Here is a 19,696-nt window from a genome sequence, read left to right as displayed (position 1 = left end):
CAATGCCGGATTTTTCCACGTTGAAGATTTCAGCGGACCTCGATTCACCGAGGATCGCCCGTCTCGTCCTCAACCGGCCCGACCGGTTCAACGCCATAACCGACGAGATGCCGGGTGAGATACGGAAAGCCGTGGAATGGGCGCAGGAGAATGATGATATTCACGTCATCATTGTGGAGGGAGCGGGAAAAGGGTTTTGCGGTGGTTACGACCTCGTGGCCTATGCCGAGAGCACTATCGAGCATCCCTGCCAGCAGGAAAGCATTCCCTGGGACCCCATGGTCGATTACGCCGCGATGAAGCGCAACACCGAGGACTTCATGAGTCTTTGGCGATGCTCAAAACCAACCATCGCGAAGATTCACGGAGCTGCGGTTGCGGGAGGCAGCGATATCGCTCTGTGCTGCGATCTCATCATAATGGCGGAGGATGCTCGCATTGGATATATGCCGACCCGCGTGTGGGGATGTCCGACGACCGCCATGTGGACGTTCAAGCTCGGAGCAACGCGCGCGAAAGAGCTTATGTTTACCGGAAACATCATCGACGGCCGAAAAGCCGCCGTCTGGGGCCTGGTTAACGACGCGGTTCCGATCGGCGAACTGGAGAGTGTAACGAGAAAGCTCGCCGAGCGGATTGCCGGTGTTCCCAAAAGCCACCTTGCGATGCATAAAACCGTCGTGAATCAGGTGATGCTGAACATGGGGCTCGAACAGACTCAGATGCTTGCCACGCTGTTTGACGGAATATCGCGGCACAACCCCGAGGGACTCTGGTTCAGACGCTACGCCCAACAGAACGGCTTCAAGGCCGCCATTGAATGGCGAGATAGCGGCCGGCCCATACCGGAGGGAGCCGAAGCGCGGGCCGAAATCGAACGTCTCCAAAAAGGGGCCTGATAGCGCTAGTTGATATCACTCAGTCACCGAGAACGTATCGCCTTCACCTCGAGACGACGAAATTTCACGATGGCAGCCCCCGCTGCCGCCCCGCCGCTTCTCGAACCTATGTTTGCTGGACAAGCGAATGCAACGCCTTAACCGCGGCCTCTCTGCTCTCTACAGGGACAAACAGACTGACCGAATGCGGCGACAACACGTACTTGTCGGGGACGATTCCGTGATGTCCGAGAACCTGCAATGCCATGAAAGGCAATTCCGACGAAACACCGCCGAAGCAGGTGAGACTCACCGAGCTTGAAGCCTCGCGTTGCTGGCGCAGATCCTCGCTTGCCTCCAGCGTGCGCAACAGGGCGTCGAGCCACTCTGCGTCACAGGCCACGGTCATGCTGGCTTTTCCCGCGATGAAGCTCGAGGCGAGGAGCTGCGGCCAGGACAGACTGTTTTGCTTGAGATGCTGCGCGAATTTCTCGAACCCGTGATTGAGATCTTTGCAATCGATTTCCACGTGCTCAACGCGAGCCATCGAGTTGACGGCCAGAACCTTCCCGTTTTCCATGTCTGAAACCTCTTTCGTCACTTGCGTGCTGTGTTCAACGCCACCCCACTGCGTGAGAACCAGAGGCACATCCTGACTTTGCGCCAGCTCTACGCTGCGAAAATGCAGGATCTTTGCGCCCCAGAAGCACATCTCGGACAGGGATGCGAAGTCGACCCGCCGCAGGGGCCTTGCATCCGGCACGATGCGCGGATCGGCCGAACAAATTCCGTCGACCTCTTTGATGATTTCACAGCGTTCGGCCTTCAGCGCCGCAGCCATCGCAACGGCCGTAGTGTCGCTGCCGCCCCGGCCAAGCGTGGTGATTTCCCTGGTCACCGGGTTCACGCCTTGAAATCCTGCCAGCACCACGACGCGTCCGCGATCAAGTTCCTCACGCACCCGAATGGGCCGTACATCCAGAATGCGTGCGGAGGAGTGGGAGCCGTCGGTCATCACGCCAGCCTGGCTGCCGGTGAAGCTGATCGCGGGCACGCCGAGATCGGAAAGCGCCATGCTCATCAGGGACATGCTGATGCGCTCGCCGGTCGTTAGCAGCATGTCGAGTTCACGGCGATTGGGCGTCGGGCTTACCTGATAGGCCATCTGGATCAGTTGGTCGGTGGTCTTGCCCATGGCGGAGACGATCGCCACGACACGATGACCACGGCCATGCAGGTCGGCGAGACTGCGCGCAACCGCGCGAATTTTCTCCGGTGTTTCCAGGCAGACACCGCCATATTTTTGCACGATGATGGGATGGTTGCGCATCTAACCTCGGTGAGAAGCCTCGCTCGTCTCGCCCATCGAACCGACACCGCCAATCCATGTGCCGACGACTTCGAAGTTCGGATTGAAGGCGACAAGATCCGCGCGGTATCCGGGCGCGATCCGTCCAAGCTCGGACTCAAGGCCCAGAAATGCCGCGGGCGTCCCAGACGCCATGATGAGGGCATCGACAAGGGAGATTCCGAGCAGCGCCACAGCGTTGCGCACCGCCTCGATCATGGTGAGGTGAGCGCCCGCGAGTGTGCCGTCGGGGCCAGTCAGGCGATTTTCGTGCAAAGTGATCTGCCTTCCTTGCAGCATGAATTGCCGATCGGTCGTGCCCGCCAGCGGCATGGCATCGGTGACCAGCATCAATCGATCGCGCCCCTTGCAGCGGAAAGCAACACGCAAACCGGCGCGGTCAACGTGGATGCCGTCACAGATGATCCCTGCAAACAGCCGGTCATCCCCCAGCGCCGCGCCCACCAAACCCGGCTCCCGGGCATTCAACTGCGACATGGCATTGAACAGATGGGTGACCCCCGAGATACCGCGATCGACCGCCTGCCCGATTTCGGCTGCGGTGGCGTCGCTGTGGCCGGCCGCGATACGCAATCCGGCGCCGATCAATTCATCGATCATGGACGCGGGCACGCATTCCGGGGCCAAGGTCACAATGGAGCGGCCGCGGCCCCCAAAACTTTTGATCGCGGCGAGATCGCGCCGATCGGGCACGCGTATCTCCGCTTCCGGATGAATGCCCTTGCGAGACCTGTTGAGGGCCGGTCCTTCCAGATGATAGCCGAGAACGCCGGGAATCTTCAGACAGGCCTGGGCGACTGCAGCCAATCGCTCGATGACCTCGCTGCGATCGGTGATGAGGGTCGGCAGGCAGCCCGTGGTCCCCGCCTTGCGGTGCGCCTCGACGATGCGTCGAACGCCAGCCTCCGTCGGCTGGTCGTTGAGAAGAACGCCCCCGCCTCCGTTTACCTGGATGTCGATGAATCCGGGTGCAAGGATCGCGTCTGCGGGAAGACGGATTGAGGCGCGCGCCTCCGACTCGCCGCTGGTGACGCTTTCAATCCGCCCCTCCGAAATCCTGACCGACCCCGGCCCGCGCATCTCGGCGCCATCAAAGATGTGCTGCGCGGCAATGGTGAGAGAGGAAGAACCAGCGTGGCCCATCAGCATTGATCCAAGTGGCAGTCACGGACTCGTGAGACGAGTCCCGTGCAAGACTTCATATGTACACCAAGGCGCTTTGGGAGGACCCGGAGCGAAACCTTCGCGTTAACTTTCCATGGGAACAAAAGATACCACGTATCTCGGCATTGATGGCGGCGGAACCCGCTGCCGCGCCCGGATCGAGGACGAGAACGGCAGGGTACTCGGTGCAGCAAGCTCGGGGCCTGCCACGACGCGGATTGGCTTCGAGAAGGCCTGGCGGTCCATCATGGAGGCCACCGAGGCGGCAGCCGCACAGGCCGGACTGACGCGCGAGGGTTTCGCGCGGATGCACGCCGGAATTGGCCTTGCCGGTCTTGGTCGCCGGGGCGCGGAAGCGGCGCTCAACAAGATCGCGCATCCCTTTGCGTCCGTCATCTTCATCAGCGACGGCCTGGCGGCCTGTCTCGGCGCCCATAGCGGCGCGGACGGGGCCATCGTGGTGGCCGGTACAGGCTCGGTGGGTGTCGGCCTGATCGACGGCCGCGAAATCCGTCTCGCCGGTTACGGCTTTCCCGTGTCGGACGAAGGCAGCGGTGCCGACATCGGCCTGCAGGTTGTTCGCCTGGCGTTGCGGGCCGCAGATCGCCGCGGCGAGCTGACCCCATTGCTGTCAGAGGTGCTTGGCGCATTCGATCATGATCCTTATCAGGCGGTGGCTTGGTCTGAAGAAGCCAGGGCCACAGACTACGCTGCGTTCGCGCCGATCGTGATCCGGCACGCCAATCAGGGCGATCCGGTCGGCCGTCGCATTGTGGAACGCGCGGCCGATGCCATTGGCGATCTGCTCGATCTGTTTCTGGCGAGAGGAATAGAGCGGCTCTCGCTGGTGGGCGGGCTCGCGGATGCCATTACGCCCTGGCTGACGCCTGACCTGCGCGCCCGCCTGAGGTGTCCCGATGCCGACGCCGCGGCCGGCGCGTTGCTGGTTGCGCGAGGGCGGCTTGAACTGCCTGAGAGAGAACTACCCAAGAGAGAAGCTGACCAGGAACAGGCTTCAAAGTTCCGCGTTTGACGGCACATGGATCAACGATATGGCCACCGAAGAAGTCGATCCCCGCTTTGCCGATCTTGATGCATGGCCGCTGACGTCAGCGATGGAAGCGATGTGGGAGGGCCAGCTTGCGGCGGTCGCGGCGATCGGCCATGCCCTTCCCGGGATTACTGCAGCAACCGAAGCGGCCAAGGCGGCGCTGGGCGATCACGGACGCATTGTGTATGCCGGCGCCGGCACTTCGGGCCGCGTGGCGGTCCAGGACGGTGCCGAGCTGATGCCGACCTTCGCCTGGCCCAACGAGCGCATCCGCTTCATCGTCGCCGGCGGAGACAGCGCGTTCGTCAGCAGCATCGAGGGCGCGGAGGATGATGTCGATGATGCGGTCACGCAGATCAATGCCGCGCGGCTCACAGCGTACGACGTGGTGATCGCCGTCGCCGCCAGCGGGACAACGCCATTCACGGTCGCGGCGTTGCAGCAGGCAGGCTCTTTCGGTGCAGTCACGATCGGTGTCGCCAACAATCCCGACACCGCCTTGCTGGAATCGGCAAAGTTTCCGATCTTGATCGAGACCGGCCGCGAGCTGATCGCCGGCTCCACGCGGATGAAGGCGGGCACTGCGCAGAAGATTGTGCTCAACCTGATCTCCTCGGGCATCATGCTGCGCCTTGGCCGGGTGTATCGCGGCATGATGGTGAACATGCAGCCGACCAATGCCAAGCTGAAGCGGCGCGCCGAGGCCATGGTGGCGCAAATCGCGCACTGTGATCCGTCGCACGCGGCACGCTCGCTTGAGCAGGCCGAGGGAGACATCAAGACAGCAGGCCTTCTGGCGTTGGGTCTCGACAGGGTTGATGCCGAGACCATTTTGAAAAGCTGTGACGGCAACCTTCGGCGCGTGTTTGCCGAGCTCGCCAAAGATCTCGCCAAGGATCGCAACCGGCATCCCAAGGAAGCGGCGCCGCGCAAGCAAGGCGGAGCGGTTGAGCCGTGACGACATCTGCGATGGCGAGCGAAATCGGGGAAAGCGCGGACGTTGTCGCCAAAATCGTTGGTAACCGCCCCGCCACGCGCAACATCGCACAGCAAATCGGGATTGGCTCTGCCCCCCTGTGCGTTGTGTGCGGCCGGGGAAGCTCTGGGCATGCCGGGGTTTTCTTGAGATACCTTGTCGAGACGCGGCTTCGCCTCGCCGTTTCGGCCAGCGCTCCTTCGGTGATCACGGCGTTTCGCACGCCCTTGATGCTGCGCCATGCGCTGTTCATCGTGATCTCGCAATCCGGGCGCAGCCCGGATCTTGTCGCGGCGACAAGGTCGGCGCGCGCCGCAGGGGCCCGCACCATCGCCATCGTCAATGCGACGCCCTCGCCGGTGGCTGACGAAGCAGAGTTCGTCGTTCCGATCGAAGCCGGCCAAGAGCATTCCGTAGCGGCGACCAAGACCGTGATTGGCTCGATGGCTGCTGGCGCCGGACTTGTTGCCGAACTGGCGGAAGATCGTGCGCTGCGGTCGGCCCTCGACAGGCTGCCCGAGCGCCTGCACCGCGCGATGGCGCTCGACTGGTCCGAGATTGCCGATGATCTAGCCAAGGCATCAGCCGTGTTTGTGGCGGCGCGGGGCCTGGGCCTCGGTTCGGCGCGGGAGATCGCGCTCAAACTTTCGGAAATCCTGCGCCTGCCTTCCATTGGTCTGAGCGCCGCCGAGCTGCAGCATGGGCCGCGCGCCGCGTTATCATCGCGCACGCCGGTTATCATGATGCGCCTCATGGATGAAACGGCGGCGACGGTGGACGCGCTCGCGGAAGAATTGCGTGAGCAAAAGATCGCGCTGCATCTATGCGGCGGACCGCATGGCTCGCTGCCCTGGTTGGCCGAGGATGACCCCGCCACCGACCCGATCACCATGCTTGTTCCGGCCTATCGGATGATCGAGCAGACAGCGCGCGCCTGCGGATTTGATCCCGATCGTCCCCCTCGCCTGAGCAAGATTACCGAGACGTTTTGACAGCCGACCGATCGCTGGCTGGCGACCGAAAGCTCGCTTCACGCGGAACCAGCCGTCGGCTTGTCCTTCAGAAAGACCCGGCTGGCGAGCACGTCTGACGCCTCCAGCGACATGATGTCGTCAGCCGTCAGCACACGATCGAGATCGGCGACGAGACGATTGGCCTGGCGCAGCCGCATGCGGTCGAGCGCGTTTCGGATGGAGCGCGCGTTGGAGAACAGCGGCTGGGTCTTGCGCAGCGTGATGTAGCGGATGAACGCTTCACGCGCGTCGGCGCTGAATTTGTAGTTCATGTCGCGTAGTATCAGCTCGGCGATGGCAAGCAATTCGGGCTCGGAATAGTCCGGAAAATCGATGTGATGGGCGATGCGGGAGCGGAAGCCGGGATTGCTGGCGAAGAATTTATCCATTCGATCGCCGTAGCCGGCGAGAATCACCACCAGATCCTCGCGCTGGGATTCCATCACCTGCAGCAGTATCTCGATCGCTTCCTGACCGTAATCGCGTTCGTTGTCGGGCCGGTGGAGATAATAGGCTTCGTCGATGAAAAGCACGCCGCCCATCGCCTTCTTCAGCACCTCCTTGGTCTTGGGCGCGGTGTGGCCGATATATTGTCCAACCAGCTCATCGCGGGTAACCGACACTACCTGGCCACGACGCACGAAACCGAGCCTGTGGAGAATGCTCGCGATCCGCAGCGCCACGGTGGTCTTGCCGGTGCCAGGATTGCCGGTGAACGACATATGCAATGTCGGCACCTCCGACGTCAGATTAAGCCGCTTGCGGATACGTTCGATCAGCAAGAGCGATGCGATTTCGCGGATACGGGTTTTGACGGGCACGAGTCCGATCAACTCGCGGTCGAGCTGCGTGAGGATTTCCTCAATGCCGACGGCTTCGAGCTCCTCGCGGAGGTTGACCGTGTCCGTCATGTCGGCGGTATCCATGTCCATCTGGCAAAAACCTCGACCCAATGCATGCGCGGTATGAAAAAACTCCGTCGCCGCTTTCCACAGCGACGGAGCAGTGCATCCGGCAGACAAAGGCACGATCAGGGAGAACTCGTCTGTCGGACCGAACCAGTGACTAACCGTAGCGCCTGCCCTCCGGACGGTCGGCGGCGTATGATCTGGTCGTATAGCGGATGTTGCGGCCGGCAACTTCATGCCGCTCGAGCCGGAAGCCGGGTTCCTCCTTCGGTCGGTTGACGATGAAGGACAGCCGGACCGATTCCCAGCCGTGACTGGAATCGAACGCCGACAGGCGGATGTAGCTGTTACCATATACCTTGCGGCATTGGTTGAGCTCCATCATCACGCCGGCGGCGTCGCGGAGGTCGAACATCGGTAATCCCCACATCTCCCAGAGATTGTTGCGGGGGTGCGGGTCGTCGGTAAATTCGATGTTCACCGCCCAGCCATTCTCCAGGCAATACTGCACCTGGCGCGAGATCTGCTCGTCGGTGAGATCGGGCAGAAACGAGAAGCAGCCTTGGGTAACGCGCATGATTTCCGCTCCTTACATTGCGACAGAGGGCGTGGGGACGTAGTCGGGCATGTCGGTCGATTCGTAGTTGAAGGTGACGTCCTTCCAGACCTCCAGCGCCGATTTCAGCGGCGTGCAGGTCTCTGCGGCCTTGGCGAGAATCTCAGGGCCCTCGTGCAGATAGTCGCGGCCTTCATTGCGCGCGAGAATCATAGCTTCCAGCGCTACACGGTTGGCGGTCGCGCCGGCCTGGATGCCCATCGGATGACCGATCGTGCCGCCGCCAAACTGCAGGATGACGTCTTCGCCGAGATGATCGAGCAGTTGATGCATCTGCCCGGCGTGAATGCCGCCGGATGCGACCGGCATCAGCTTGTTGAGGCTCGCCCAATGCTGGTCGAAGAACACGCCGTGCTCCAACCGAATCGGATTGTAGTCTTCGCGGCAGATATCGTAGTAGCCGCGCGTGGTCGCCGGATCGCCTTCGAGCTTGCCGACCACGGTGCCGGCATGGATATGATCGACGCCCGCGAGCCGCATCCATTTCGCGATCACCCGGAACGAGACCCCGTGATTGCGCTGCCGCGTATAGGTGGAATGCCCGGCACGATGCAGATGCAGGATCATATCATTGCGGCGCGCCCATTTGGCCATCGACTGGATCGCGGTGTAGCCGATCACCAGATCGATCATGATGATGACCGAGCCGAGCTCCTTGGCAAACTCAGCGCGCTCGTACATGTCCTCCATCGTGCCGGCGGTGACGTTGAGATAGGTGCCCTTGATCTCGCCGGTCGCTGCCTGCGCCTTGTTGACGGCCTCCATGCAATAGAGAAACCGCTCGCGCCAATGCATGAACGGCTGCGAGTTGATGTTCTCGTCGTCCTTGGTGAAGTCGAGCCCGCCCTTCAGGGCCTCATACACCACGCGCCCGTAGTTGCGCCCGGATAGACCGAGCTTCGGCTTCACCGTGGCGCCGAGCAGCGGCCGGCCAAACTTGTCCATGCGCTCGCGCTCGACCACGATGCCTGTCGCAGGCCCCTGGAACGTCTTCACGTAGGCCACCGGCAGCCGCATGTCCTCGAGCCGCAATGCCTTCAGCGGCTTGAAGCCGAACACGTTGCCGATGATCGAGGCCGACAGATTGGCGATCGATCCGGGCTCGAACAGGTCGAGATCGTAGGCGATATAGGCAAAATACTGCCCCGGCGAATTCGGCACGGGATCGACGCGGAAACATTTGGCGCGGTATTTCTCCGCCGCCGTCAACCGGTCGGTCCACACCACGGTCCAGGTCGCGGTCGAGGATTCGCCGGCGACCGCCGCCGACGCCTCGATCGGATCGACCCCGTCCTGCGGCGTGACGCGGAACAGCGCGATGATGTCGGTGTCCTTGGGCTCGTAGTCGGGCTCCCAATAGCCCATCTTTCTGTATTCGAGGACACCGGATTTATAGCGATCCTTGCCGCGGACAGTCATCGAGTGCATGTTCATATCGCTCTCCTGGGATAGTGTGCGGGGTTGGCCGGGGATCGAACGCGTCGTCAGCTCATTCGGCGGCATCGGCTATTCCTCCGATTTGTGGATCGAGTGCACCCGAACGGTAGCGTCGCGCCATCTCGGCCAATGGGATGGCCTTGATGTGGGACGCATGCCCCGCCGTGCCGAATTGCTCGAAGCGCTCGCGGCAAAGATCGCGCAAGCCATCCATCGCCGGTTTCAGAAATTTGCGCGGGTCGAACTCGCTCCGGCTCTGCGTTGCGACCTTGCGGAACGCCGCGGTCATCGCCAACCGGCAGTCGGTATCGATATTGACTTTTCGGACACCGTGCTTGATGCCGCGGACGATTTCCTCGACCGGCACGCCCCAGGTCTGCGGCATCTCGCCGCCGAACTGGTTGAATGCGTCCTGCAGCGGCTGCGGCACCGAGGACGAGCCGTGCATCACCAGATGCGTGTTGGGCAGCCGGTGATGGATTTCCTCGACCACCCTCATGGCAAGAATGTCACCGTCCGGCTTGCGCGAGAATTTGTAGGCGCCATGCGAGGTCCCCATCGCAATCGCCAGCGCATCGACCCTGGTGGCGCGAACGAAGTCGACCGCCTGATCCGGATCGGTCAGCAACTGGTCGTGGCTGACCTCGCCTTCGACGCCATGGCCGTCCTCCTGCTCGCCGCCGCCATGCTCCAGCGAGCCGAGCACGCCCAGTTCGCCTTCGACCGAGGCGCCGATCCAGTGCGCCATGTCAACCACGCGGCGGGTGATGTCGACGTTGTACTGGTAACTCGCCGGGGTCTTGGCATCGGCCATCAGCGAGCCGTCCATCATCACCGAAGTGAAGCCGTGCTGCAGCGCGGTGGCGCAGGTCGCTTCCTCGTTGCCGTGATCCTGGTGCAGGCAGAGCGGGATCTGCGGATACATCTCTTCCAGCGCATCGATCATCTTCGCCAGCATGATATCGTTGGCGTAAGACCGCGCGCCCCGCGAGGCCTGGATGATGACCGGCGCATCGACGGCAGCGGCCGCTTCCATGATCGCAAGGCCCTGCTCCATGTTGTTGATGTTGAATGCCGGCACGCCATAGCCACGCTCGGCGGCATGATCCAGCAATTGCCTCAGCGTTATCAGCGCCATCGGAGTCTCCGTCTCATTGCTCTCGTGTGATCGTCATGCCCAGGTTGCCGCCATCCTTGACCGCGCGATGCAGCGCATCGCCGCCATGGCGACGGCACTCGCGGTAATGCCGAATTCGCGATAGAGCGTTTCCGCCGGCGCTGATGCGCCAAAGCCGGTCATACCGACGAATTCGCCGCCGTCGCCGAGCCAGCGCGCCCAGTCGCCCTCGATCGCGGCTTCGACCCCGATCCGCGGGGCGTCTCCTAGGACCTCCGCCCGGTACTCGTGCGACTGCTGACGAAACAGCTCGAAGCACGGGGCTGAGACGACGGCCGCGCGGACATCATCCTTTGCGAGCGTCTTCGCAGCCTCGATGACGATCGAGACTTCCGATCCGGTCGCGATCAGCGTGACGTCGCGTCCGCCCGCCGGTTCAACGACGACATAGGCGCCGTGCGCGACCAGATTGTCACTACCGCCTTCGCGGAAGCCAGGCAGCGCTTGCCGCGACAGACACAGCACGGACGGACTGGCCTGCGCCCGTAGCGCGCAGTCCCACGCCTCGGCGGTCTCGATGGCATCACCCGGTCGGAACACCAGCAGATTGGGGATCGCCCGAAGCGATGTCAGATGTTCGACCGGCTGATGAGTGGGGCCATCCTCGCCCAGTCCGATGGAGTCGTGCGTCATCACATGGATGACGCGAACGTTCATCAGCGCCGCCAGCCGGATCGCCGGACGGCTGTAATCGGCAAAGCTGAGGAACGTACCGCCATAGGGGATGAAGCCGCCATGCAGCGCGATGCCGTTCATCGCCGCCGCCATGGCGTGCTCGCGGACGCCATAGTGAATATAGCTGCCTGCAAAGGAGCCAGGCTGTACCGGCCGCTGGGTCCTGGCCCGCGTCAGGTTGGAATGCGTGAGATCCGCCGAACCACCGAGCAGATTGGGCAGTGCCTCGGCGATTGCATCGATCACGCGCTGCGACGCCTGCCGGGTGGCAATATTCGGTCGCTCATTCGCGAAGTCATCGCGCAGCTTTGTCATTGCTTGCGCATAGCTGCACGGCAGGTTGCGATTCAGCGCATCGTGGAATGGCGAACGGGAATCCGAACTCAGACGCTTGGTCCGTTCGATCCAGCAGCGGCGCGCGGCATGCCCGCGGCGGCCTGCTTGACGCCACTGCGCAAGCACGGCTTCCGGGATCTCGAACGGCGCGTGCGGCCAGTTCAGCGCATCGCGGGCTTTGGCGGCTTCTTCGCCACCCAGCGGCGCGCCATGGACCTTCTCGGTTCCCTGACGGTTCGGCGCGCCGAAGCCGATGATGGTGCGGCAGGCAATCAGTGACGGCCGGTCGCTGTTGCGCGCCCGCTCGATCGCGGCCGCGATCGCTTCGGGATCGTGGCCGTCGATTCGGCTGGCCGACCACCCCGCCGCCTTGAACCGTGCGAGCTGATCATCCGAACATGACAGCGACGTGGCGCCGTCGATCGAGATTTCGTTGTCATCGAACAGCACGATCAGACGATTGAGCCTGAGATGCCCGGCCAGCGAGATCGCCTCGTGGCTGATCCCCTCCATCAGGCAACCGTCGCCCGCGATTACGTAGGTGAAATGATCGACGCAGTCGTCGCCGAAGCGGGCGTTCATCAGCCGCTCGGCCAGCGCCATACCGACGGCCGTGGCAATGCCCTGCCCGAGAGGTCCGGTGGTCGTCTCGACGCCCGCCGTATGGCCATACTCGGGGTGTCCCGGTGTCTTCGACCCCCATTGGCGGAAGGCCCTGAGTTCGTTCAGCGTCATGCCTTCGTATCCCGTCAGGTGCAGAACCGCATACAGCAGCATCGAGCCATGGCCGGCCGACAACACGAAGCGGTCGCGATCCGGCCACGCCGGGTCCGAGGGATCGAATTTGAGGAAGCGCGAAAACAGGACGGCCGCGACGTCAGCCATGCCCATCGGCATGCCCGGATGACCGGACTTCGCCTTTTCAACGGCGTCGATCGCCAGGAAGCGGATCGCATTGGCCATCTCTGCGTGTGACAGATCCGGGCGGCTGGCTATGCGGGACAGAGCGGGAGCGTTCATATCGTGCGCCTCTTGCGTTCCATCAGTTGCAGGATCAGTGGGGTGAGGATGAGCTGCATCGCCAGGTCGAGCTTTGCCCCGTGGATCACGATCGAATTGGCGCGCGACATGAAGCTGTGCGGAATCATCGACAGCAGATAGGGAAAATCGATGCCGCGCGGATTCTTGAGACGGATCACCACCATCGATTCATCGGGCGTCGGAATCCATCGCGCGATGAACGGGTTCGACGTATCGACGGTCGGCACGCGCTGGAAATTGATGTCGGTCTCGGCGAACTGCGGACAGATGTAGTTCACGTAATCCGGCATTCGCCGCAGGATGGTGTCGGTCACCGCCTCAGCGGTATAGCCGCGGTCGCGACGATCGCGATGCAACTTCTGGATCCATTCCAGGTTGATCACCGGCACGACGCCGATCTTGAGATCGGCATGCTGCGCCACGTTAACCTTCTCCGTCACGACCGCGCCGTGCAACCCTTCGTAAAACAGCAGGTCGGAGCCTGCCGGCAGTTGGTCCCATTCGGTGAATGTTCCCGGTTTGGCGCCGTACAGCTTCGCCTCTTCGTCGTCGTGGACGTAATGACGCGTCATTCCGGTGCCGGATTCACCGTAGTCGCGAAACACTTTTTCGAGCTCTTCGAACAAATTGGTTTCCGGACTGAAATGGCTGAAATGCTTGTTGCCGCGCTCGGCCTCCTCCAGCATTTTGGTGCGCATCTCGAAACGATTGTAGCGATGGAAGGCATCGCCTTCGATGTAGGCCGCAACCACCTTTTCGCGGCGGAAGATCTGCTCGAACGTCTTCTTCACCGACGTGGTGCCGGCGCCCGACGAACCCGTAATCGATATGATGGGATGAGCCCGTGACATCATGATGCCCCGTCAGCGGAACAGGCCGCGCCGCGCGAACAGCGGCGCATCGCTATTGTCGAACATCGGCTCGATTCTTTCGTGAATGGCAGCGATGTCGCGCACGCCACGCATAGAACCCATGATCAGCGGCACCCGCTGGTGCGGCGTTCTCGCGCCAAGCTCCAGAATTCGCCGCCGTCCGGTCGAGGCCGCGCCGCCCGCCCATTCCATTACCAGCGCCATCGGATGGGCTTCGTACAGCAGGCGAACCCTCCCTTCGCGATAGCTGGGGCGGGCATCGGCCGGATAGAGAAACACGCCGCCGCGCGCCAGAATGCGAAACGATTCCGCAACCAGCGAACCGATCCAGCGCATGTTGAAATCCGCCTCGCCGCCACCGCTGCTACCGGCGAGACATTCATCGATGTAGGCGCGAACGGGACCATGCCAGTGCCGGCGATTGGACGCGTTGATGGCGAACTCCGGCGTATCGCGTGCGACCTGCACGGCCTTCCGGATCAGCAGAAATTCTCCCGCGCGCCTGTCGAGAATGAAGATATCGACACGGGCGTTGAGCGCGAGGACGAGCGTGGTTTGTGGACCGTAGACGAAAAAGCCTGCCGCGCATTGCGCCGTGCCGGGCTCAAAGAAAGTCGAAAGGATGTCGTTGCCTCTCGGGCGGATCGAAAAGATGGTGCCGATCGAGATGTTGTTTTCGAGATTGGCCGATCCGTCGAGCGGATCGATCGCAACACAGAGGTGCGCCTCGGGCCGCAAGGTTTCCGGCAGCGCCGCTTCCTCGGAAAGGACCGCCGCCACCGGCGCGCCGCGCAGCGCGCGGCGCATCATCTCGTCGGCGACGATGTCGATGTCTTTCTGCCGATCGCCGTCGGAGTTAATGCCGCCATCCTGCCCGGTGATATCAGCGAGCGGCCCATTCGCAATCAGCGCGGCGAGTTCGATTGCCGCGGCGGCAATGGCCTCGATCACCGCACCGACCGCCGCGCCATACGGGATCTGCGCAACAGGCTTCTCGAGATGTGAACGCAGCGTCACGCGTTCGTCCATGGCCGTCTCCCGGTGCGCTCTCTCGGCGCTGTCGAAGCGTCCGCCGATTGGCGACCCGCGCTCTTAAGCAAGCGCAGTTTGCCGAATTAGGGAAATTTTGTTATCTTTGGCCTGAGCAAAGTTTTTATTATAATGGAGACGTGCCCATGGCCGGCCGGTTGTTGCGCGAATTGACCATCCGCCAATTGCGCGCGCTGGCCGCCGTTCAGAAGCACCGGTCGGTTACCGCCGCGTCGAAGCAGCTATACCTGACGCAGCCCGCGGTGACGTTGCAGCTACGCAACCTGCAGGCGGTCGCAGGATTGCCGCTGATCCAGCGCACCGGCGACGGCATGCTGCTGACGGATGCCGGGCGGGAGGTATTGGCGCTCGCCGAGCGGATCGAGGCGGCGATCACCGACTGCGAGACCACGTTGGAGATGATGGCGGGAAAGACCGCGGGCCGCATCTCGATCGGCGCGGTCTCGACCGCGAAATATTTCGTGCCGTTCATGATCTCCGGATTCTCGAAGCTCTATCCGGACGTCGAAATCACGCTCTCGATCGGCAACCGCCAGGAGATAGGCGAGGCGCTACGCGGCTACGATCTCGACTTCGCGATCATGGGCCGCCCGCCCGCCGATATCGACATGAACGTCCACCTGATCGGCGATCATCCCCACGTCATCATCGCGCCGACCGCGCATCGGCTGGCACGAAAAACCCGCGTCGCGCTGCGCGAGCTCGTCGGCGAAACCTTCCTGACGCGCGAGCCGGGATCCGGAACGCGCGGGTTGATGGAGCAATTGTTCGAGACGTCGGGCATCCGCCCCAAGATCGGCCTCGCCATGAGCAGCAACGAAACCATCAAGCAGGCGGTAATCGCAGGCCTGGGCATCGCCTTCCTCTCTGCGCACACGGTCGCGACCGAGCTCGACGAACGGCGCCTGGTCACCCTGGACGTCGATGGCCTGCCGATCGTGCGGCAGTGGTTCGCGCTTGCACGCAAGGACAAGGTGTTGCTGCCGCCGGCGCAGGCGATGCTCGATTTCCTCAGCGCCAAGGGCAAGCAGTTTCTACCCCGCACCCATCATAGGCTGCGGCTCACCCGGCCGTCAGGCCGTGCCAGGCGCGGCTGACGCGCTCTTCTTTCACCTCGCTTGGCACGAGAAAAGGACTAGAGCCAAGGTCCGGCCGCGATCGGAACGGTATCCGCAGAAAGAGTCGCAGGATTTGCCTCGCCCCGCCTTGACTGTCCCCAACAACTCCGAAAACCTATCCCCTTAGAAGGCTGATTTCGGTCGCGTTGGCGGGACGCGGATCGACAGGCCCTTTCAGAAGGAATGACCGAAAATGGTACGTCTATTGCTTCCCGGCAATATGCGTGCGAGGGGGTAAGGACTTATTATGATCCGCGTGTTTCTCGATCGGCTCTACCTTTTCTCCGGCTATCTTGCCGGACTTTTCCTCATTGCGATTTTTGTCCTGATGCTGCTGCTGTCGGGCGGCCGGCCGTTTGGCATCAATATTCCGGCGGGCGACGATTTCATCTCCTGGTGCATGGCGGCGACCGCTTTCCTCGGGCTCGCGCATACGTTCAAGCACGGCGAGATGATCCGTGTCGGCCTGTTGATCGACCGCCTCAACGATAATGTGCGCCATTATGTCGAGATCGCAGCCCTCCTGATCGGTGTCGGCTTCATCGGCTTCTTCGCCTGGCATGCCGTGATCATGACCTGGCAGTCGTGGAAATTTTCCGATATTTCGCAAGGCGTCATCGCGGTGCCGTTGTGGATTCCGCAGCTCGGCTATAGCGGCGGCCTCGCGGTTCTTTTCATCGCCTTCGTGGATGAGTTGATCCATGTGCTGCGCGGCTTTGCGCCGCGCTACGAATTACCGAAACCGCAGAGCGCCAAGGAAATCGTCGAGCGTGCCATGCAGAGCGGGGTCTGAGATGGAGCTGCTTTCCATCGCCGCCATCTTGCTCGGATTCCTGGCGCTGCTGCTCGGCGCCGGCGTCTGGATCGCCGTCGCCCTGATGGCGACAGGATGGGCCGGCATGCAATTCGCCGCCGGTGGCATTCCGGCGGGCAGCGTGCTGGCGACGACGGTGTGGGGCAACAGCGCATCCTGGTCGCTCGCCGCGCTGCCGCTCTTCATCTGGATGGGCGAAATTCTGTTCCGCACGCGCCTGTCGGAGGAAATGTTCCGCGGGTTTGCGCCGTGGCTGAACTGGCTGCCGGGCCGGCTCATGCACGTCAATGTGCTCGCCTGCGGGGTATTCGGTTCGGTGTCGGGATCATCAGCCGCGACCTGCGCCACGGTTGCCAAGATCGCCCTGCCCGAATTGAAGAAGCGCGGCTATGACGAAGGCTTGAGCCTCGGCTCACTGGCCGGTGCGGGCACGCTCGGCATTCTCATCCCGCCGTCGATCACGATGGTGGTCTACGCCGTGCAGGCGAACGTCTCCATCATTCAGGTTTTTCTCGCCGGGTTTCTGCCGGGCATGTTGGTGATGGCGCTCTATTCCGGCTACATCGCGATTTGGTCGCTCGCCAATCCGAAAAACACGCCGCCGGCCGAACCGTCCATGAGCTTTCGCAGGCGCATTGCCGAGTCGCTCAATCTCATTCCTTGCCTGCTGCTGATCGCTTTCGTCTTCCTGTCGCTCTTGATGGGCTGGGCGACGGCGACCGAATGCGCGGCCTGGGGCGTGTTGGGGTCGCTGGCGATTGCATGGTGGCAGGGCGCGCTGACCTGGCAATCGTTCTGGGCGAGCGTCATGGGCGCGACGCGGGTCAATTGCATGATCCTGCTGATCCTGGCGGGCGCCTCCTACATGGGCACGTCGATGGCCTATACCGGCATCCCGTTGGCGCTCGCGAACTGGGTGAACGGCCTCGAGCTCAGCCCCTATGCGCTGATCGCGGCGCTGACGGTCATGTACGTCGTGCTCGGCGCGGCACTCGACGGCATTTCCATGATCGTGCTGACGACCGCCATCGTCATTCCGATGGTGAAGCAGGCCGGCTTCGATCTCGTGTGGTTCGGCATTTTCCTCATATTGGTGGTGGAAATGGCGGAAGTGTCTCCGCCGGTCGGCTTCAATCTGTTCGTCCTGCAGACCATGAGCGGCAAGGATTCCAATACGGTCGCCAAGGCGGCCCTGCCGTTCTTCTTTTTGCTCGTTCTGGCGGTTGCCATCATCACGGTCTTTCCTGATATCGTGATGCTGCTGCCGCGGATCGCGTTCCCTGGCTAGAGAAAGGTATTGTCATGTTCAGACTTATAAAGACGTGCGCATTGGCCGCCTGCGTCGCGGCGCTTGCCGTTCCAGCAATTGCGCAGACAAAATGGAATCTTCCGGCGGCCTATCCGGCGGACAATCCGCATTCGGTGAATCTGATCGCGTTCGCCAAGGATGTTGCCGATGCCACCGGCAACAAGCTGCAGATCACCGTGCACCCTGCCGCGTCGCTGTTCAAGGCGCCGGAAATCAAGCGCGCGGTCGCAACCGGCCAGGCGCAAGCGGGCGAGGTTCTGATTTCGCTTCATGAGAACGAAGATCCGATGTTCGGCATCGACGTGATCCCCTTCCTGGCGACGAGCTATCCGGCAGCCAAGAAGCTGTGGCTCGCCTCGAAACCCGCCATCGAAAAGAAGCTCGCCTCGCAAGGACTGATGCTTCTGTTCGCGGTGCCGTGGGGTCCGCAGGGCATTTATGCCAAGAAGGACCTCAACACGATCGAGGATATGAAAGGCTTGAAGTGGCGCGCCTATAACGTCGGCACCTCGCGCATCGCCGAACTTGTCGGCGCGCAGCCCGTCACCATCCAGGCGGCGGAACTGCCGCAGGCGCTGGCCACCGGCGTCGTAAACGCGTTCATGACCTCGGGCTCCACTGGCTACGACAGCAAGTCCTGGGAAACCATGACGCATTTTTACGATACGCAGGCCTGGATCCCGAAGAACGTCACCTTCGTGAACAAGGCCGCTTTCGACGCGCTCGACAAGCCGACGCAGGACGCGATCGTGAAGGCAGCGGCGGTCGCCGAAGAGCGCGGCTGGAAGCTCGCGGAGGAAAAGGCGAAGTGGTATCTCGAACAGCTTCAGGCCAACAAGATGAAAGTGCTGCCGCCACCTCCGGCGCTGAAGTCCGGCCTCGAGAAGATCGGCGAGCAGTTGACGGCCGATTGGCTCAAGAAGACGGGTGCCGATGGTGAAGCCGTGATCGCCGCCTACAAGAAGTAAGGCCAGAATTATCGCGCGCTCGCAGCGTCCGGCGTTGATTGCCGGACGCTGCCATTTCGCGGACGAGGCCCGCTTACCCGAATGCCGCAGCCGCCGGAGCCGCCGCAGTTTTTGGCCACGCTTGCGTCCAACAGTTATAGACAGGTCGTGATGCCGCCGTCGACGTAGAGCGTATGCCCGTTGACGAAGGACGAGGCATCTCCCGACAGAAAGACGGCGGCGCCGATCAGTTCGTCCACGTTGCCCCAGCGCGAGGCCGGCGTCCGCTTCTCCAGCCACGCTGAAAACTGGGGATCGTCGACCAGCGCTTGATTGAGCGGGGTCTTGAAGTAACCCGGCGCGATGGCATTGATCTGCAGCCCGTGCCTGGCCCAATCGGCGCACATGCCGCGCGTCAGGTTCTTGATCGCCCCCTTGGTGGCGGTGTACGGGGCAATGCCCGGGCGGGCCAACTCGCTCTGAACCGACGCGATGTTGATGATCTTGCCCTTTCCGCGCGGGATCATGTGGCGCGCGACAGCCTGGCCGACGTAGAAGGCGCTCGAGACATTGGTCCTGAGCAATTGCTCCCACTTCTCCGCCGGAAAATCCTCAAGCGGCGCGCGAAACTGCATGCCGGCGTTGTTGACGAGAATATCGATTACTCCGAACGTCCGCTCGATCGTGGCAACGCCTTCGCGGACATCCTCGGCGACGGTGACATCGAAACCGGCGACCGCAACCTTGTGCCCGGCTGCGATCAAGCTCGCGGCGGCGGCTTCAAGCTTGCTGCGCTCCCGTCCATTCAGCACCACGGAGGCGCCATGCTCGGCGAGCCCTCGCGCGATGGCGAGGCCGATCCCCTGGGATGATCCTGTGACGAGCGCTCGTTTGCCGGCCAGATTGAACAGTTCAAATGCCACGGCGGACCTTCTCCATGCGTGC

At 62.4% G+C, this 19,696-nt stretch carries 18 protein-coding genes; 8 read left to right on the top strand and 10 right to left on the bottom strand.

Annotated elements, in window-relative coordinates; translation table 11 throughout:
• The first annotated feature begins 2 nt into the window (after positions 1 to 2).
• On the top strand, positions 3 to 899 hold the full coding sequence (locus CQ13_RS11430; protein WP_057842997.1) for a crotonase/enoyl-CoA hydratase family protein: 897 nt from the start codon (positions 3 to 5) through the stop codon (positions 897 to 899).
• 106 nt (positions 900 to 1,005) lie between these two features.
• Here CQ13_RS11430 and CQ13_RS11425 read toward each other — a convergent pair whose 3' ends face one another.
• Together CQ13_RS11425 and nagA are read right to left on the bottom strand one after the other, a co-directional pair.
• Positions 1,006 to 2,208 (bottom strand): aspartate kinase, encoded by a 1,203-nt coding sequence (locus CQ13_RS11425; protein ID WP_057842996.1) that lies wholly within the window; start codon positions 2,206 to 2,208, stop codon positions 1,006 to 1,008.
• Positions 2,209 to 3,390: an N-acetylglucosamine-6-phosphate deacetylase gene (nagA, locus tag CQ13_RS11420; protein WP_057843017.1), complete on the bottom strand. Its 1,182-nt coding sequence runs from the start codon at positions 3,388 to 3,390 to the stop codon at positions 2,209 to 2,211.
• 115 nt (positions 3,391 to 3,505) lie between these two features.
• Between nagA and CQ13_RS11415 the strand changes: the two genes are divergently transcribed.
• Genes CQ13_RS11415 through CQ13_RS11405 form a run of 3 tightly spaced genes read left to right on the top strand, consistent with a single transcriptional unit; the run spans position 3,506 to position 6,430 of the window.
• The gene (locus tag CQ13_RS11415) at positions 3,506 to 4,444 is read left to right on the top strand and encodes a glucosamine kinase nucleotide-binding domain-containing protein (protein ID WP_057842995.1); all 939 of its coding nucleotides are present in this window, start codon (positions 3,506 to 3,508) and stop codon (positions 4,442 to 4,444) included.
• Positions 4,445 to 4,463: 19 nt separating this feature from the next.
• Complete coding sequence (locus CQ13_RS11410) at positions 4,464 to 5,420, top strand: N-acetylmuramic acid 6-phosphate etherase (protein WP_057842994.1); 957 nt, start codon at positions 4,464 to 4,466, stop codon at positions 5,418 to 5,420.
• A gap of 11 nt (positions 5,421 to 5,431) precedes the next feature.
• Positions 5,432 to 6,430 carry an SIS domain-containing protein gene (locus CQ13_RS11405; protein ID WP_057842993.1) on the top strand — a complete coding sequence of 333 codons (999 nt, stop codon included), beginning with the start codon at positions 5,432 to 5,434 and terminating at the stop codon, positions 6,428 to 6,430.
• 38 nt (positions 6,431 to 6,468) lie between these two features.
• Here the strand turns inward: CQ13_RS11405 and cbbX are convergent, their stop codons facing one another.
• The 7 genes from cbbX to CQ13_RS11370 all read right to left on the bottom strand — a co-directional run bounded on the left by cbbX (position 6,469) and on the right by CQ13_RS11370 (position 14,542).
• Positions 6,469 to 7,383: a CbbX protein gene (cbbX, locus tag CQ13_RS11400; RefSeq protein WP_245309135.1), complete on the bottom strand. Its 915-nt coding sequence runs from the start codon at positions 7,381 to 7,383 to the stop codon at positions 6,469 to 6,471.
• 133 nt (positions 7,384 to 7,516) lie between these two features.
• Positions 7,517 to 7,936, bottom strand: coding sequence for a ribulose bisphosphate carboxylase small subunit (locus CQ13_RS11395; RefSeq protein WP_057842992.1), 420 nt, complete (start codon positions 7,934 to 7,936; stop codon positions 7,517 to 7,519).
• Between the two features lie 12 nt (positions 7,937 to 7,948).
• Positions 7,949 to 9,409, bottom strand: a complete 1,461-nt coding sequence (locus CQ13_RS11390) for a form I ribulose bisphosphate carboxylase large subunit (protein ID WP_057843015.1) — start codon at positions 9,407 to 9,409, stop codon at positions 7,949 to 7,951.
• A gap of 55 nt (positions 9,410 to 9,464) precedes the next feature.
• Positions 9,465 to 10,550 (bottom strand): class II fructose-bisphosphate aldolase, encoded by a 1,086-nt coding sequence (gene fba / locus CQ13_RS11385; protein ID WP_057842991.1) that lies wholly within the window; start codon positions 10,548 to 10,550, stop codon positions 9,465 to 9,467.
• Between the two features lie 33 nt (positions 10,551 to 10,583).
• On the bottom strand, positions 10,584 to 12,620 hold the full coding sequence (gene tkt, locus CQ13_RS11380; protein ID WP_057842990.1) for a transketolase: 2,037 nt from the start codon (positions 12,618 to 12,620) through the stop codon (positions 10,584 to 10,586).
• A complete protein-coding gene (locus CQ13_RS11375; RefSeq protein ID WP_057843014.1) occupies positions 12,617 to 13,492 on the bottom strand; it encodes a phosphoribulokinase in 876 nt (291 codons plus the stop codon). The genes tkt and CQ13_RS11375 overlap by 4 nt, the downstream gene beginning before the upstream one ends.
• Positions 13,493 to 13,504: 12 nt before the next feature.
• A complete protein-coding gene (locus CQ13_RS11370; protein ID WP_057842989.1) occupies positions 13,505 to 14,542 on the bottom strand; it encodes a class 1 fructose-bisphosphatase in 1,038 nt (345 codons plus the stop codon).
• Between the two features lie 146 nt (positions 14,543 to 14,688).
• Between CQ13_RS11370 and CQ13_RS11365 the strand changes: the two genes are divergently transcribed.
• From CQ13_RS11365 to CQ13_RS11350, 4 genes are all read left to right on the top strand, one after another.
• Positions 14,689 to 15,660 (top strand): LysR substrate-binding domain-containing protein, encoded by a 972-nt coding sequence (locus CQ13_RS11365; protein WP_057842988.1) that lies wholly within the window; start codon positions 14,689 to 14,691, stop codon positions 15,658 to 15,660.
• 268 nt (positions 15,661 to 15,928) lie between these two features.
• On the top strand, positions 15,929 to 16,474 hold the full coding sequence (locus tag CQ13_RS11360) for a TRAP transporter small permease (protein WP_057842987.1): 546 nt from the start codon (positions 15,929 to 15,931) through the stop codon (positions 16,472 to 16,474).
• 1 nt (position 16,475) lies between these two features.
• Positions 16,476 to 17,783, top strand: coding sequence for a TRAP transporter large permease (locus tag CQ13_RS11355; protein ID WP_057842986.1), 1,308 nt, complete (start codon positions 16,476 to 16,478; stop codon positions 17,781 to 17,783).
• A gap of 14 nt (positions 17,784 to 17,797) precedes the next feature.
• On the top strand, positions 17,798 to 18,772 hold the full coding sequence (locus CQ13_RS11350; protein ID WP_057842985.1) for a TRAP transporter substrate-binding protein: 975 nt from the start codon (positions 17,798 to 17,800) through the stop codon (positions 18,770 to 18,772).
• 134 nt (positions 18,773 to 18,906) lie between these two features.
• Here the strand turns inward: CQ13_RS11350 and CQ13_RS11345 are convergent, their stop codons facing one another.
• Positions 18,907 to 19,674, bottom strand: a complete 768-nt coding sequence (locus CQ13_RS11345) for an SDR family oxidoreductase (RefSeq protein ID WP_057842984.1) — start codon at positions 19,672 to 19,674, stop codon at positions 18,907 to 18,909.
• Positions 19,675 to 19,696: the final 22 nt, after the last annotated feature.

This window comes from Bradyrhizobium retamae, assembly GCF_001440415.1.
In the GTDB taxonomy this organism is placed as follows: Bacteria; Pseudomonadota; Alphaproteobacteria; order Rhizobiales; family Xanthobacteraceae; genus Bradyrhizobium; species Bradyrhizobium retamae.
This window is presented reverse-complemented; position numbering and strand designations above follow the sequence as displayed.